This is a genomic window from Candidatus Binataceae bacterium, from assembly GCA_035508495.1.
GTDB lineage: Bacteria > Desulfobacterota > Binatia > Binatales > Binataceae > JASHPB01.
The window spans coordinates 1-14,701 of the sequence record DATJMX010000023.1 but is presented as its reverse complement, the minus strand read 5'-3'; the positions used below and the strand labels follow the sequence as shown (position 1 = coordinate 14,701).

Sequence of the window (14,701 nt, the reverse complement as noted above, 5' to 3'; positions counted from 1 at the left end):
GTTCATCCGATGAGCAATACTCGACCAGTAGCAGTTGTGACCGGCGTTGGGCCTGGCACAGGCACGTCGATTGTTCGCCGCTTCGCCGAGGGCGGATATTCCGTTGCGATGATCGCGCGCGATCGCGCGCGGCTCGAACATCTGGAGCGCGAGATCGATGGCGCGCGAGCGTTTCCGTGCGACGTCAGGGACGTTGCTCGCCTTGGCGCGACCCTCGACGCAATCCAAGCCGACCTCGCCGCGCCGAAGGTGCTGATTCACAATGCGGTCGGCGGTGCTTTCGGCAATTTCCTGGAGATCGAGCCCGACGTGCTGAATCGCAACTTCCAGGTCAACACCATGGCGCTGCTTCATCTCGCGCGGCGCCTTGCTCCGGCGATGATCGCGGCGGGCGAGGGCGCGATTATCGCGACCGGCAACACCTCGGCGCTGCGCGGCAAGGCCGGCTTCGCCGGATTCGCGCCGACCAAAGCGGCGCAGCGGATTCTCGCCGAATCGATGGCGCGCCATCTCGGGCCCAAGGGCGTTCACGTCGCGTACGTCATTATCGACGCCGTTATCGATCTCGAATGGACGCGCAAACGATTTGCCGACGCGCGCGACGAGTTCTTCATCAAGCCGGCGGCGATCGCCAACGAGATTTGGCACCTGGCGCACCAGGATCGATCTGCGTGGTCATTCAATGTAGAGATAAGACCATTCGGCGAGACCTGGTGAAACTCACAGGAGGATCACATGGCCAACGAGAAATGGCGCATCGAGGGTGAGTACTTCGAGTCGTGCAACTGCGAGGTCCTGTGCCCGTGCCTGCTATCGGCGGCGCAGGCGCGGCCGACCGAAGGCCATTGCGACGTGGTGCTGGCGTTTCACATCAAGCAGGGCAACTACGGCAAGGTTGATATTTCGGGACTGAACGCCGTGCATGCGCTTACGACTCCGGGGGCGATGGCGAAAGGCGGCGGCACTCTGGCCGTCTATGTTGACGCGAGTGCGAGTGAAGAGCAGCGCGCGGCGCTCGAGACGATTTTCACAGGAGCCGCGGGTGGTCCGCCGTCGCTATTTGGACCAATGATCGCCAATGTTCTTCCGACGAAGGCGGTCCAGATTTCCTACAGCGGCGACGGCAAGCAGTTCCACGTGGCGATCCCCAACGTCGCCGACGTAACGATCGAGGGCATTCGCGGCGCGGGACAGATCTGGTTTGAGAACATCGTCCATCCCGCTTCAACGAAAATAGCAGCGGCGAAAGGGACGTCGAGTCACTACAAGGATCATTCGCTTGAGTTCGAAAACTCAGGCCGCAACGGTCACTTCGCGCCGATCTCATGGTCTAACTGAGCGGGTCACTCGCGCGCGATGGAATCGAGTGAACGACTCGGCGCGATTTCGGCTCTGCCCGCGCGCGATCGCACGCTGATCCTCGTCGAGCTCGGCGCGCTGACCGCACTGTCTTGGCTCTACCTGGTGCGGATGCCGATGTCGGCGTCAGACTTCGGCGAGGTCGCCGCTCGAATCGCCGCACCGATGCCGTCCGGCGTCGTCGAGCTCTGGATCGTCTTCATGATGTGGGCGGTGATGATGGTGGCGATGATGCTGCCGAGTGCCGCACCGATGATCCTGACCTACGCGAAAATCGCGCGCGGCCACGGCACCGGTGCGATCGCGAAAGCGTGGCTGTTTGCGGCTGGATATTTCGCGGTATGGACAATATTCAGCGCCGTCGCGACGATCGCGCAGGCTGTGCTGCAGCGTGCATCGATTCTTTCCAACGCGATGTCAACGTCGAGCCTTGTTGGCGCCGCGATTCTGGTCATTGCCGGAATATATCAGCTCACGCCGATGAAGCAGGCGTGTCTCTTTCATTGCCAGTCGCCCGTCTCATTTTTCATGACGCATTGGCGCGACGGCGCGGGCGGCGCGTTTCGGATGGGACTCGAGCACGGCTCGTTCTGCGTCGGCTGCTGCTGGATGCTGATGCTCTTGCTGTTCGCCGCAGGCGTGATGAATCTCACCTGGGTCGCAGCGCTCACGGCTTTTGTGCTGATCGAAAAGCTCGTGCCGTATCCGCGCGCGATCGCGAATATCGCCGGCGCATCGCTAATCGCCGGCGGTGTCCTGCTTGCCCTGCGTGCCTAGTGCGCGCCGTTCGCGCGCGGCATCGTTGAGATCCAAGCGTCGCGGCCCGGCGAATAGTTCATGATGTTCTGCTCGGGATCGCGATTGACGAGCGGGCGCATGAACAGCGGATGGCGCATGCTGCGGACCTCGTGCTCGAGCTGATACAGGCACTTGCCGGTCTCGAGATCGACGATGTCCTTGAAGCGGTACTGATGCTGATCGCTTTCCTCGCTGATCAGGCTTCTGCGCTGAAGGGCCTGATACGGTCCGGAAAAATTCGCCACGTAAATCTGGATGTGATGGCCGTCGTAGGGGCCGAGCGGCGCGTCGGTTTCGCTGAACAGCAGCGATTGATTGGCGCCGACGGAGACTGCCGTGGAGCGACCGTCGCGGCCGAGTTGCACGGGTGCTCCCATGTAAGCCGAGTAGAAGCCCGCGATACCGCGCGCGCTGTTGGGCGGCACATCGAACTGAACATACGCCAGGCCGAGCGTGGTCCGCCCGAACTGCTCGCGCGGCTCGTAGCATCGGAAGTGATTGCCCCACGGGCATACGGCTTCGACGTAACCTTCCATCTCGCAGAAATCGAAGCGCGTCTCACCGAGGCGTTTGCGCAGTCGCGTCAGGCGCTCGAGCAGCGCGGCCCGGCTCTGGATGACGATGCCAACATGGCCGCGAATCAACTGCGGCTTGCTGGTCGGCAGATGAAACTGGCTGCGCCCGATGTTTACCCACATGTTACTGACGCTGACCATCATGTAGGGGTCGCGGGTCAGGCCGAGACCGGTGACATAGAACAAGGTCGCGAGATCCTGATCGGGCACCGTGATGTTGACGTGCTCGAGCGCGACGATATTGCCAAGGTCTTCTACAGTGCGGTCATATGTGGCGGCCATATGAGCCTCCGTACTGGCTAATGGTTGATGTCCTAGCGGCAGCATAGGCCAGAATCGTGGCGATTCAAAACTGAATTTTTGCCCGCGCGCTTTCCCGAAGATGCGAGGCTGGTGTATGTCGGCATCAGAGGAAATGCCGATGGAACGCGCGCGTATCAATGGTGTTGAGCTGGCTTATGAGCTTCGCGGATCGGGCACGCCGATCGTGATGATTCACGGGGCGCAGGGCGATCAATCGATGTTCACGGGAATCGCAGCGTCGTTCGCAGGCGAGTATCGCGTGCTGACGTTCGATCAGCGCGGCTCGGGTCTCAGCGAAAAGCCGGACATGCCGTACAGCATGGCGATGTTCGCCGACGATACCGCGGCGTTGATGGATCACGTCGGTATCGCCAAGGCGCATATCATCGGCGTTTCGATGGGTGGAATGATCGCGCAGGAGTTCGCGATTCGGCATCCGCAGAAAGTCATCTCGCTGGTGCTCGGATGCACGACGCCTGGAGGTCCGAACGCGGTCGCGCTCACAGGCGGGCCGCTCGCGAGCGCGTATTCGACGCAGCCCATGAGCGCGGAAGAGCGGGGCAAGGCGCTGGCCGAGGCGGCATTCAGCAAGGGGTACCTTGCGACGCATCCCGAAATCATCACGAACATGATCGAGTCGCGGCGTCAGCGGCCGATCGATAACACCGGCTTCACGCATCGCATGAAGGCTGCGCGCGAGCACGATACCTACGACCGCCTCGGACAGATTCGGTGTCCGACGCTTGTCATCACCGGCAAGGACGACGCGCTAATCTCCTGGGAGAACTCGCGCATCCTGAAGGAGAAGATCGCAGGCTCCGAGTTCGTGCTGCTCGAACCCGCGGGGCACTGCTTCTGGATGGAGAAGCCGCAAGACTCGCACGACGCGATCGCGAAGTTTATCGCCGGGCATCGACCGTGAACGCGCTGGTAATCGGCGGGACCGGACCGAGCGGTCACTTTATCGTCAATGGCCTGCTGCGCCGCGGCTATCGCGTCGCGATGATGCATAGCGGGCGTCACGAGCTTGCCGAAATCCCCGATACCGTCGAGCACATTCACACCGATCCATTTTCCGATGAGGCGGTGCGCGGCGCACTCGGGAATCGCACCTTCGATCTGACCGTCGCGACCTACGGCCGGCTGCGGCGGATCGCGGAAGTGATGGCAGGGCGCACCGGCAAGTTCATCTCGATCGGCGGCGTGCCCGCCTATCGCGGCTACATGAATCCGGGAGTGCTGTATCCGCAGGGGCTGCCGGTGCCGACGCGCGAAGATGCGCCGATCGTTCCCGTCGAAAGCGAGGATGCGAAGGGCTGGCGCGTCGCACGGAGCGAGATCGCGGTCTTCGATCGGCATCGCGATGCCAGCCATTTTCGCTACCCGTTTCTCTACGGCCCGTACCAGGTCGCGCCGCGCGAATGGTGTATCGTGCGGCGAATCCTCGACGGCCGCCGCGCGATTATCGTTCCCGAGGACGGACTGTCACTGAGTCATTCACAGTATGTCGAGAACGCGGGGCACGCGGTGTTGCTCGCGGTCGACAATCCGAAAGCCTCAGCGGGGCAAATCTACAACTGCGGCGACGAGCACGTTCTGACGCTGCGCCAGGTGATCGAGATTATTGTGCACACGCTCGGCGTCGATATCGACATCGTGTCGATGCCGTGGCGATTTGCGATTTCGGCGCGCCCGATGATCGCGCAGGCCGCGACCACCCATCGGGTGTTCGATCTCAGCAAGATCCGCCAGCAGCTTGGATACGCCGACGTTGTCGCGCCCGAAGAAGGCATGGCGATTACCGCGCGATGGCTCAAGGATAATCCGCTTGCACCGCGCGGGCCTGAGGAGAAGATCCTGCAAGACCCGTTCGACTATCGCGCTGAGGATCAAACGATCGCGGCGTGGCAGGATCTCTGCGCAAAGATGCCGGCGGCCGAATTCGTGCATGAGCCCGGGTACACCGCGACCTACAGCGGCCCCGGCGGCAAGGCTCGCTCGTCACCTTTCTCATGATTCAGCTCACAATCCGAACGACATAACGACAAGAATTACAAAGCAAAGGAGCAAGAGGAGCGCACCGGTGCGGAGGCCGTGCGCGGCCCATTCGCCGCTCGAGATTCCGAGACGGCCGGCCGCAACGATGTTCGGGATGTTGCCGGGAATGAGCATCCCTCCGCTGATCAGCAGCCCCATCATCGCGAACCGCTGCTGACTGACGCTCAGCGCAGGACCGATTTCGACTGCGGCGAGCGTCGCGTTATCGACAACGGCCGAAATCGTGTTGAGCCAGAACAGAATCACGGCCGGAAGATGCCGCAGGTAAATATCGACAACTGGCCTGATCGCGGCAGCGAGGCCAACCAATCCGACGATGAAGAAATAGACCTTCGCGGCACGGATCAGCACGACGCTCCAGCCATCCTCGGCGGCCAAATGAAGCCGGGCCTTGTGATGGTTGCTCTCAAGGAACAGAACGGGGATGGCGACGAGCGCGGTTCCACCCACGATGAACGGCCACAAAAGGCGCGCCAGGTACCAGAAGTCGGCGTGAAGCGCGGCGAGGACCAGGGTACTGGCCGGCATTCCAAGCGGCGTGATGGCAGCGCCGAGACCGATCGCGAAGCAACCGTACACGGTCGCGGCAATTTCAGAAGGTCGGTCCATCTTGAGTAGCGAGATCGCTTCGGCAAAAACCAACGCCGCGACCACCGCCGTGATGAAGCCGGACAGCAGACCCAGAGCGATCGTGAGTCCGAAGCATAGCCATTGCTGGCCGAGCGATCGGATCGCATGGGCGAAGATCCGATCGAGCTTGACCCTCAACAGGCGAAACACGATGCCAAAGACGAGCACCGCGCAAGTCAGTTCCAATGGTTCGAACAGCGCGCTCCGAACGAGGCCAAAACTCATCCGTCCTGAAATAACGGCGGCAACAGTTCCGGCCGCCAGGAAGAAGAGCTCGACGTTCCGTTCGATTGGCTTGACGAGAATCGGACCGAGCAGAACTACGATCACGGTCACCAAGGCAGCGAGGGCCGCAAACATGCTTCAGCACTAATGCAGCAATGTCCGGCTCTCGCAACTCGGCAAACGCGCGGGCCAACCGTCGCCTGACCAACGGCAACCGGCTCCCGGCCGGCCGCGCAGGCTGCTAATCGTTCGCGAGTGCCTGGCGAATCGAATTCAAAATAAACAGAAGGTTACGCGGCTTCTTTACTTTGACGAGACGGTTAACCTCTTTAAGCACGCCCAATTCTTCTTCGGTAATGTGGTGGCGCTTGATGAGCGCGGCCTCGGTGATGAAGCGCTTCCAGGTATCGTTCTGGTTGGAAGGCGGTTTGGGCTCGTTGCTCAAGATTTCTTCGAGCTCAGGATGGGCGGCGACACAAATCTTGACCGGGTCGGCCTTCATGAGATCGGCCAACCTCAGCGCGAGCGCCAGCGAGGGTTGCCTTTCCCCGGCTTCGAGGTAGGCGACATAGCTTGGCTTGACGCCGATCTCCTGGGCGACCTGACGCTGGGTCAGTCCCGTGGCATTGCGCCAGGTCTTCAAAGTATCGCTGAGATTGGAGAAATCGTGCTTGCTAGCGGATTGTTTCATCGCAACTTTGCCACCGTTGGTTGAGTTCAGCCCGTTTTCCGAAAACTTCAAGGCCAGGTGGAATGTTGACGATTCGAACAGCCAGCCCCCCGGAACAGAGTCAAACTGCTCTCTCGTCGCGATTCGGCGGCGCAAGCGCCGACGTTCCAGGCCAAATCGCAATCTGGCCCGGAAGTTAATCTATGTGCCAGCCAGCGTCAAGAAGCGTGCACTGCCGGTGCACAAATCGCCCAAGGCTCATTTGGACTTGAGGGCGTCGCAGAGGATCGCAGAGGCGGCCCGAGTCATGATTCGCCGCGCCGCGGGGACGGGCAGACCGTGATGCGAGCGAAGCGCCTCCCACGAAGGCCAGGCGCATAAGGTGTGCAAAATCATCAGCAATTCGCGCCTCTGCGCGCCCCGCAGCCCTTTTAGCTCCGGGCCGATCGCGTTGGCGATATCTGTCACGGCGGCCTCGCGCACCTGCCGCATCACCGCCGCTACGAACGGATCGTTATATTCAACCATTGAGGCGGCCCGCCGAAACGGGGCGACTACCTCGAACATCGCGGTCTGGCGGCCGATAAAGTTGCGCAAGCCTTCGTCGGCGGACATGTTGGCCCGCGGGCCATCCGAGAAGAAGGTGCGCGACAGAGCGGGGATTCGCTCGATTGCCACTTGGCGCAGCAATGTCAGATCGGTGAAGTGCTTGAAGATAACCCGCACCGAAAGCTTCGCCCGTTTGGCGATCTCTCTCGCGGTCGGCGTCGGCACGCCCTGCTGCATCAGGCTCATGTAGGCGGCGAGGATGCGCTCGCGCATCTCGGCCCTGATCCGCAGGCCCTTGGCGGTTCTCCCATCAACGGAATTTGCTTGCGGCTGACGATTCGCCTTGGGAGGAAGAGGTTTCGGTCGAGTTGACAAATCGTTAATTCTCAGACTCAGCTTGTGACTATGTTTAGCACGATAGGCGTCGGCGTACAGCCTTTGCTGCATAAGAGAGCCCATCGATGTTTGTCAAAGCTATTTTATAGCCATCGAATGTCGCTAAAATGCTCACTTTTGACGGCTGCCCTCGCAAAATTTGCCCGCCGCTCCCGTGTGACAGCGCTCGGAGTTGCATCTCAAAGCTGGATTAACGATGTAGTTTCATTAAGGATGAAATCGTGACGGACGAGAGCGTCAACCCAATCCGGCTCGCGTGGGGCGCCGTCGCGACACTTTTGTCGATCCTCTATACGGCACTGATTGCGCCGTTTGCGATTGCCGCTGTCTCCGCGCAGCAGCATCGTATCGTCGCGCGGCTGGTACGTTTCTGGTCGTGGCTCATCGTGCGGACCTGCGCGATCACGGTCCGCTTCGAGGGTCTTGAGAACCTCGCCGGATTCAAATCCTGTGTTCTGGTCGCAAATCATCAGAGCTTCTTCGACGTGTTCGCGATGCTCGCGTATTTCCCGGTCGAAGTGCTTTTTGTGGCGAAGAAGGAACTGCTCAAGATTCCCGCGGTCGGATACACGCTGGCGCGCTCGGAACATATCGTGATCGATCGTGACAACGGCGGCCGCTCGATTCGCCGCGCCGTCGAGGCGTTGCGCGAGGGTTGGATCGTCACGATTTTTCCAGAGGGCGAACGCTTCAACGACGGCGCCGTACATACCTTCGATGACGGCGCGGCGTGGTTGGCGATCCTCGGCAAACGGCCGGTGGTGCCGATGGCGATCACGGGCTCGGGCCAAGTGTTCCCCAGGAAGGCGCTGACGGTCACTCCCGGCGGCGAAATTTGCTACCGCATCGGCCGGCCGATTCCGACCGAGGGTCTTCACAGCGCCGATCGCGCCGAGCTGACCCGCCGCCTTGAAGACGAAATCCGCGCCTCCGCCCAGGCCTAGCCGCAACTTCCCTGAACTCGCCCATCTACTTGCCAACGTGGCTTAAGCGCGGGACTATGCAGTCCATCAAGGGCTCGCCGCATCCCGCATGCCGCCGGCCTGACTAGAGGTAACATCATGCGAGAAGCGGTTATCGTTTCCACGGCCCGCACGCCGATCGGCAAGGCCTATCGCGGCGCCTTCAATGACACCGAGTCGCCGTCGATGGCGGCGCCGGTTATCCGCGCGGCGATCGAGCGCGCCAAGATCGAACCCGGCGAGGTCGACGATCTGATCATGGGTGCGGCACTCCAACAAGGCACGCAGGGTTTCAATGTCGGGCGCCAGTGCGTTGCGGCGGCAGGATTGCCTGTCAGCGTTGCCGGGCAGAGCGTCGATCGGCAATGCTCCTCCGGCTTGATGAGCATCTCGATGGCGGCCAAGCAGATCATGGTCGATGGGATGCAGACCGTCGTCGCGGGCGGTGTCGAATCGATAAGCCTGGTGCAGAACGCGCACATGAACCCCTTCCGCGCGGCCGATCCGATCGTGCTCGAGCGCGCGCCCGCAATTTACATGTCGATGATCGACACGGCCGAAGTCGTATCCAAGCGCTACAAGATCTCGCGCGAGGCGCAGGACGAATATTCGTTTCACAGCCAGGAGCGAACCTACGCGGCGCAGCAGAAGGGCCTCTTCAACGACGAGATCATCGCGACCACAGTGACCAAGCGCTTCGATGACAAGAAGACCGGCGAGACGACCAAGCAGCAGGTCACGCTCGAACGCGACGAATGCAACCGCCCCGGTACTACGCTCGATGGCCTGGCCTCGCTGCCGCCCGTCAAGGGACCGGGCGGATTTATCACGGCCGGCAACGCGAGCCAGCTTTCCGACGGTGTGTCGGCGTGCGTGCTGATGGAGCGCAAGCAGGCCGAGCAGCGCGGACTTCATCCGCTTGGAATCTACCGCGGAATGGCAGTCGCGGGATGCGAGCCCGACGAAATGGGTATCGGACCGATCTTCGCGGTGCCGAAGCTGCTCGAGCGCAACGGTCTCAAGATGGATGACATCGGATTGTGGGAGCTCAACGAGGCGTTCGCCTGCCAGGTGATCTATTGCCGCGATAAGCTCGGCATCCCCGATGAGCTCCTCAACGTCAACGGCGGCGCTATTTCGATCGGCCATCCTTACGGTATGAGTGGTTCGCGGATGGTCGGGCACGCTCTCATCGAGGGCAAGCGGCGCGGCGTCAAATACGTGGTAATCACGATGTGCGTGGGTGGCGGCATGGGCGCCGCCGGCCTTTTCGAAGTGGCTTGAGCTAACAGGGAGATAACAAGATGAAACTTGGAGTAATGGCAGCGGGATTCGGACCGCAGATCAAAATCGATATCGAGCGGATTAAACGTGCGGAGGACCTCGGCTACGACTCGGTGTGGACGGCCGAGGCCTGGGGCAGCGACGCAATCACCCCGCTTGCCTGGATCGCGGCGCATACCAGGAAAATCAAGCTGGGCACCGCGATCATGCAGATGCAGGCGCGCACGCCCGCGATGTGCGCGATGCAGGTGATGACCGTCGACCAGATGTCGGGCGGACGCATGATCGTGGGGCTCGGACCCTCGGGCCCGCAGGTCATCGAGGGATGGTACGGGCAGCCCTACGGCAAGCCGCTCAAGCGTACCCGCGAGTACATCGCGATCATGAGGCAGATCTTCAGCCGCGAGAAGCCGGTCGAATTTCAGGGCGAGTACTATCAGCTCCCGTACAAGGGCGCGGGCGCGTCGGGCCTCGGCAAGCCGCTGCGCAGCATCCTGCACGGCCGCGCCGATATTCCGATCTACACCGCGACGATCTCGCCCAAGGGTATCGAGACCGCGGCGGAAGTCGCTGATGGATTTATCCCGGTGTGGACGACGCCCGACGGCGTCGAATCGTTCGTCGGCAATATCGAGGCAGGCTTCAAGAAGGCCGGCAACGGCAAGAGCTGGAGCAATTTCGAGGTAGTTCCGTCGATCAACGTCGTCCTGAACAACGACGTGCAGGCGGCGCGCGATTCGTTGAAGCCGGGCATCGCGCTTTACGTCGGCGGCATGGGCGCGCGCAGCAAGAATTTCTACAACGATCACGTGACGCGCCAGGGATGGGGCGACGCGGCCAAGAAGATCCAGGATCTCTTCCTCGACGGCAAGAAGCAGGAAGCAACCGCCGCCGTTCCCGATGCGCTGGTTGATGCGCTATCGCTGGTCGGCCCGAAAGAAAGAATCCGCGACCAGGTGCAAAAGTGGAAAGCCAGCAAAGCCTCGACGCTGCTGATCGGCGGCGCCCCCAACGCAATCGATCTGATGGCGGAGCTGTGTCTGTAAACTGACAGTCAAATCAAAGTCCGAAAGAAAGGGCCGTTCTCGAGCGGCCCTTTCTTATTTCGTACCAAAAGTTTGGAAGCGTTGAGTCATCGCCACACCACGGGCCGTCAATCAAGGATGCAGCCCGGGGCTTCTGTAAACAAACTGAGTCGTATTCTGTGTCACCCCGAGCGAAGTGCAGGGATCTTGGAGGCCCCGAGGTAGCAGGTGCCAGACATCGCGCGAAGCGCCTTCCTTTTTTAGCTGCTGAGGTCTTTGCTTGCGGAGTGTCGGCGGTCAATGCTCTTTACGAGGCTCATTAAATCGATGCGCATCACTATCGCAATCGATGAGGCATTGATGAAAAGGGTGATGCTTGCGTCCGGTGCGAAGACCAAGCGCGAAGCAGTCGAGCGAGGTTTGCGACTGATCGTCCAGCTGAAGCGTCAGGAAAAGATGGCGGACTTGCGCGGCAAGCTTCCTTGGGACGGCGATCTCAAGGCGAAGCGACGTGACGGACTCAGCGCCGATCGGTAACCACCCCAATGGCGTGGAAAGAGGATCCCGCGCGCGAGGCTGAGATGCGTGCCGCTCATGTCGGCGAGTTGAAGCCGCTCGATCGGAATATTCGGCTCGTCGAATATGATCCGCAGTGGCCGCTGATGTTTCAGCACGAGGCCGAGCGTATCAGGGCGGCGCTCGGTGCCCGCGCGCTTCGCATCGAGCATGCGGGATCGACTTCGGTGCCGGGGCTCGCGGCGAAACCGATCATCGACATCATCTTGGAAGTTGCGGATTCATCGAAAGAGAATTCGTACGTGCCGGCGCTCGAAGCCGCCGGTTACGTTTTGCGGATTCGCGAGCCCGACTGGAATCAGCATCGGATGTTCAAAGGTCCCGACATCGAGTTGAACCTCCATGTCTATACTTCCGGATGCGAGGAGATCAGCCGGATGCTCGCGTTTCGTGATTGGCTGCGTGTCGACGATGCCGATCGCGAGCTTTATGAGCGGACCAAGCGCGAGCTGGCCGAGGAAAAATGGAAGTACACGCAGGATTACGCCGACGCGAAGACCGCAGTTGTCGCCGAGATCTTGACGCGAGCGCAGGCGAAGATTCGCTGAAAACTCGGAATTTCGCCTGAATCCGCCCAATTTGCCTCGCGACGGCGGAATGGTAATGTCGCCACGCGCACCTTGAGGGAGGCACGCACATGACTACCGAAGAGGGAGTAGCTCTCCAGGCAGGTGACCCGATCTGGGTTTGGCATGGATACGAATGGCTGGCGGGCAGTGTCAGAGGACTGCGTTTCGGCCGCATCCTCCATGTAGACATCCTGATTGAAACCGAGGTGCCGCTCAGCGGGAAGTTTCGCAAGAAGACTCCCAGTCAAATCGAGCGTCGAAATCTTGGGCTGAACGGGGCCGACCGTCCGCGTCATGCCGGAAGGGTGCGCCGCGTCGCGAATCTTGCCCTATCGCGCCGCCGCGACGATTCCGCCGGCTCCGCTACGCTCGACAATTAGCTAATCCGTCATAACTGCCTGATGTAGCGGCGCCAGGCCGCCGTCGCATCAGGCGTTCTATTGCGCTCGCGCTCACGCGCGCCCTGCGCCGGGCGACGTGTTCCCATTCATCGGCATCGCCACCAGTGAATATCGCTACTCTCCGAATTACTATGAGCGTCTTAGCTTGCTCTACGCCCTCAAAAATAAGCAATTTTATAAATTGTCATGAAAATCTCTCAAAGCTAGAAATAAATGGTCATTTGCAAAATTTGGATGGCCAAAAGGGGCAAAAGCCGACTCACCTTGAAGTGAGCAAACAAGCGGGAGGGATTATGAAAAAGCTACTGTTAGCGGCCGCGTTACTGATTATGCCGGCGATACAGGTGCAGGCCGCGCCGCCGCCGCCGCCGGGACCGACCACGGGGACGATCTACATGTGCGTGAATATCTTCGCGTTCCCCTGATTCCCCAACGTTCGCGTCGTGCAGAACGCCAACTCCTGCATCCCCAAGCTCGAGTATCTGCAGACGATCAGCCAGACGCCGCCGCCGGCCTCGCTTACGATCGGCGTCACTTGCAGCACCAACAATGTCTCGCAGGGCGATGGGGGCTTCAATATCAACGTCGAGTGCCCCGCTGGTGATATCGCGTTGACGGGCGGCTGGTCGTGCGTCGATGGCACCAACAACGTTAACGATGCCACCGTCTCGGTGAACAGCTTCCTATACAGCAACGTCACGCCCGTGGGCTGGCAGACGATCGGCCACGTTAAAACCTTCAGCGGCTCATGCACCGTCTGCGCATCGTGCGCGCCGGGCGCCTGCAAAGACACCAACGACTGCCTGCCGTAACATTCTCGATGGCTGGTACAAAACGGGTGGCGCGAAATCGCCGCCCGTTTTTTCTTTTGAAATCAGAAATAACGCCTGAGGATCGATTTCCGACGCGATCAGCGAATCTGATATTCCTTCATCCTACGTCATTTAGACCGCACTTGACTGTGGCATATCTCAAAGAGTCAGAGAGGAAAGTGAGCAGCGGTTGAAGGAACGAGCAGGAGCTCCAAGTGTGAAGGCCCCCAGCAGGAGTGACGTAGCGCGCGACACCCGCCGAGCGATCCGTTTGTTCAAAACGCGCTCCCTCGGGTTCAAAATATTCGCGGTAGTGATAGCGCCGCTGATCTACGGCTTGATCACAGGCATTGCGCTTGGGTCCTCGGCTGCGGCCTACTGGGTACTAATCGCAATTGGCGTGATTGGCGCGATCTCATCAGGCTATGAACATGAAGAGCCACTGTCGGCCGTGTGGCGCGGCTGCCTAAGCGGGGCTTTCTTTACAGGTGGGCTCCTCGGGATCCTTTGGATTTCAGGCTGGACGCCGCGGGTCGTGCTACTCGCTCCAAGTGTATTCTTTCCGCTGAACTGTATTGCAGGTGCAGTAATCTGCTCTGGCGTTGCCTGGTGGCGCCACCGCGCCGAAGGTGACGCAGCGGTTCAGGTATGAAGCCGGAACGTCAATAGTGCGGCTCGTCGCCCGTTTTGTTCTTTTGGAGTCAGATTAACGGCTGAGGTTCGATAGCCGACGCGATCAGCGAATCTGGTATTCCTTCATCTTTCGCTGAAGCGAGATTCGCGAGATGCCGAGCGCTTTGGCTGAGTGAGTGACGTTGCCGTCGTTGCGTGCGAGCACGTCCGAGATGTAGCGGGCTTCGAATTCCGCGCGCGCATCATTGAGATTGCCGTTCTGGAGGGGCTTCTGCGCTGAGCCCGTGGGTGCCTTCTCGGTCACTACGACCGGTGCTTCTTTCACCGATTCAGACAGTACGCTGGCCTTGATATTTTCGCCATCACGCGTGAGCGCAACTGCGCGTTCGATCTCGTTTTGCAGCTCACGCACGTTCCCCGGCCATCCGTATGTTTCGAGCATCGTCATCGCCGCCGGATCGATACCAGGAACGCGTCGGTGCTGGCGTTCGGCGGCAACTGATACGAAGCGCGTCGCCAGCAGGGCCACATCACCCGAGCGCGTGCGCAAGGGCGGCAGCTTTATCGGAAAAGCCGCGAGCCGATAGTAAAGGTCGGCGCGGAACGTCCCTGCCGCGACTGCTTCTTTCAAGCCGCGATTGCTGGCCGATAATACTCGCACGTCGACCTGCTCGGGACGTGTGCTGCCGACCGGGATGATCTCGCCGTCCTGCAAAACGCGCAGCAGCTTGGGTTGCATCCCGAGCGGCATCTCCCCGACTTCGTCGAGGAAGATGACGCCGCCCGATGCGGCCCGAAAGAGTCCTGGCTGATCCTTGATCGCGCCGGTGAATGCGCCGCGGCGATGTCCGAACAGCTCGCTCTCGAGCAGATGCT

The 14,701-nt window shown here is 60.6% G+C and carries 18 protein-coding genes; 13 read left to right on the top strand and 5 right to left on the bottom strand.

Translation table 11 applies throughout. The annotated features are described in order from the left end of the window. Window positions 1-9: 9 nt before the first annotated feature. The 3 genes from VMA09_07885 to VMA09_07875 are packed head-to-tail and all read left to right on the top strand — an operon-like array spanning window position 10 to window position 2,136. Entirely contained in the window at window positions 10-717 is a 708-nt protein-coding gene (locus VMA09_07885; protein HUA33510.1) for an SDR family NAD(P)-dependent oxidoreductase, read from the top strand. An 18-nt stretch (window positions 718-735) separates the two neighbouring features. After that, window positions 736-1,338, top strand: a complete 603-nt coding sequence (locus VMA09_07880; protein ID HUA33509.1) for a DUF1326 domain-containing protein — start codon at window positions 736-738, stop codon at window positions 1,336-1,338. An 18-nt stretch (window positions 1,339-1,356) separates the two neighbouring features. Then, window positions 1,357-2,136, top strand: a complete 780-nt coding sequence (locus VMA09_07875) for a DUF2182 domain-containing protein (GenBank protein HUA33508.1) — start codon at window positions 1,357-1,359, stop codon at window positions 2,134-2,136. Here VMA09_07875 and VMA09_07870 read toward each other — a convergent pair. After that, window positions 2,133-3,014 carry a VOC family protein gene (locus VMA09_07870; GenBank protein ID HUA33507.1) on the bottom strand — a complete coding sequence of 294 codons (882 nt, stop codon included), beginning with the start codon at window positions 3,012-3,014 and terminating at the stop codon, window positions 2,133-2,135. The genes VMA09_07875 and VMA09_07870 overlap by 4 nt on opposite strands. A 115-nt stretch (window positions 3,015-3,129) precedes the next feature. On the opposite strand from VMA09_07870, the gene VMA09_07865 reads away from it, so the two are divergent. Both VMA09_07865 and VMA09_07860 read left to right on the top strand, forming a co-directional pair. Further along, window positions 3,130-3,957: an alpha/beta fold hydrolase gene (locus VMA09_07865; GenBank protein HUA33506.1), complete on the top strand. Its 828-nt coding sequence runs from the start codon at window positions 3,130-3,132 to the stop codon at window positions 3,955-3,957. Then, window positions 3,954-5,051 carry a hypothetical protein gene (locus VMA09_07860; protein ID HUA33505.1) on the top strand — a complete coding sequence of 366 codons (1,098 nt, stop codon included), beginning with the start codon at window positions 3,954-3,956 and terminating at the stop codon, window positions 5,049-5,051. The genes VMA09_07865 and VMA09_07860 overlap by 4 nt, the downstream gene beginning before the upstream one ends. Window positions 5,052-5,057: 6 nt before the next feature. On the opposite strand, the gene VMA09_07855 is transcribed toward VMA09_07860, so the two are convergent. From VMA09_07855 to VMA09_07845, 3 genes are all read right to left on the bottom strand, one after another. Then, window positions 5,058-6,083, bottom strand: coding sequence for a DUF1646 family protein (locus tag VMA09_07855; protein ID HUA33504.1), 1,026 nt, complete (start codon window positions 6,081-6,083; stop codon window positions 5,058-5,060). Between the two features lie 106 nt (window positions 6,084-6,189). Beyond that, the gene (locus VMA09_07850) at window positions 6,190-6,774 is read right to left on the bottom strand and encodes a helix-turn-helix transcriptional regulator (protein HUA33503.1); all 585 of its coding nucleotides are present in this window, start codon (window positions 6,772-6,774) and stop codon (window positions 6,190-6,192) included. Window positions 6,775-6,876: 102 nt separating this feature from the next. Then, complete coding sequence (locus tag VMA09_07845; GenBank protein ID HUA33502.1) at window positions 6,877-7,440, bottom strand: hypothetical protein; 564 nt, start codon at window positions 7,438-7,440, stop codon at window positions 6,877-6,879. 344 nt (window positions 7,441-7,784) lie between these two features. Between VMA09_07845 and VMA09_07840 the strand changes: the two genes are divergently transcribed. The 8 genes from VMA09_07840 (at window position 7,785) to VMA09_07805 (ending at window position 13,192) form a co-directional block, all read left to right on the top strand. After that, complete coding sequence (locus tag VMA09_07840; GenBank protein ID HUA33501.1) at window positions 7,785-8,507, top strand: lysophospholipid acyltransferase family protein; 723 nt, start codon at window positions 7,785-7,787, stop codon at window positions 8,505-8,507. Between the two features lie 117 nt (window positions 8,508-8,624). After that, window positions 8,625-9,809, top strand: coding sequence for an acetyl-CoA C-acyltransferase (locus VMA09_07835; protein HUA33500.1), 1,185 nt, complete (start codon window positions 8,625-8,627; stop codon window positions 9,807-9,809). Window positions 9,810-9,829: 20 nt separating this feature from the next. Next, a complete protein-coding gene (locus tag VMA09_07830) occupies window positions 9,830-10,855 on the top strand; it encodes an LLM class F420-dependent oxidoreductase (GenBank protein HUA33499.1) in 1,026 nt (341 codons plus the stop codon). 306 nt (window positions 10,856-11,161) lie between these two features. Continuing rightward, window positions 11,162-11,371, top strand: coding sequence for a type II toxin-antitoxin system VapB family antitoxin (locus VMA09_07825; GenBank protein HUA33498.1), 210 nt, complete (start codon window positions 11,162-11,164; stop codon window positions 11,369-11,371). An 8-nt stretch (window positions 11,372-11,379) separates the two neighbouring features. Beyond that, window positions 11,380-11,958: a GrpB family protein gene (locus tag VMA09_07820; protein HUA33497.1), complete on the top strand. Its 579-nt coding sequence runs from the start codon at window positions 11,380-11,382 to the stop codon at window positions 11,956-11,958. A gap of 89 nt (window positions 11,959-12,047) precedes the next feature. Continuing rightward, window positions 12,048-12,359, top strand: coding sequence for a hypothetical protein (locus tag VMA09_07815; protein ID HUA33496.1), 312 nt, complete (start codon window positions 12,048-12,050; stop codon window positions 12,357-12,359). A gap of 314 nt (window positions 12,360-12,673) precedes the next feature. Continuing rightward, window positions 12,674-12,805, top strand: a complete 132-nt coding sequence (locus VMA09_07810) for a hypothetical protein (protein ID HUA33495.1) — start codon at window positions 12,674-12,676, stop codon at window positions 12,803-12,805. Window positions 12,806-12,823: 18 nt separating this feature from the next. Further along, a complete protein-coding gene (locus tag VMA09_07805; GenBank protein ID HUA33494.1) occupies window positions 12,824-13,192 on the top strand; it encodes a hypothetical protein in 369 nt (122 codons plus the stop codon). Between the two features lie 736 nt (window positions 13,193-13,928). Here VMA09_07805 and VMA09_07800 read toward each other — a convergent pair. Then, window positions 13,929-14,701, bottom strand: a 773-nt coding sequence (locus VMA09_07800) for a sigma 54-interacting transcriptional regulator (GenBank protein HUA33493.1), incomplete at its 5' end; no start/stop codon positions are given.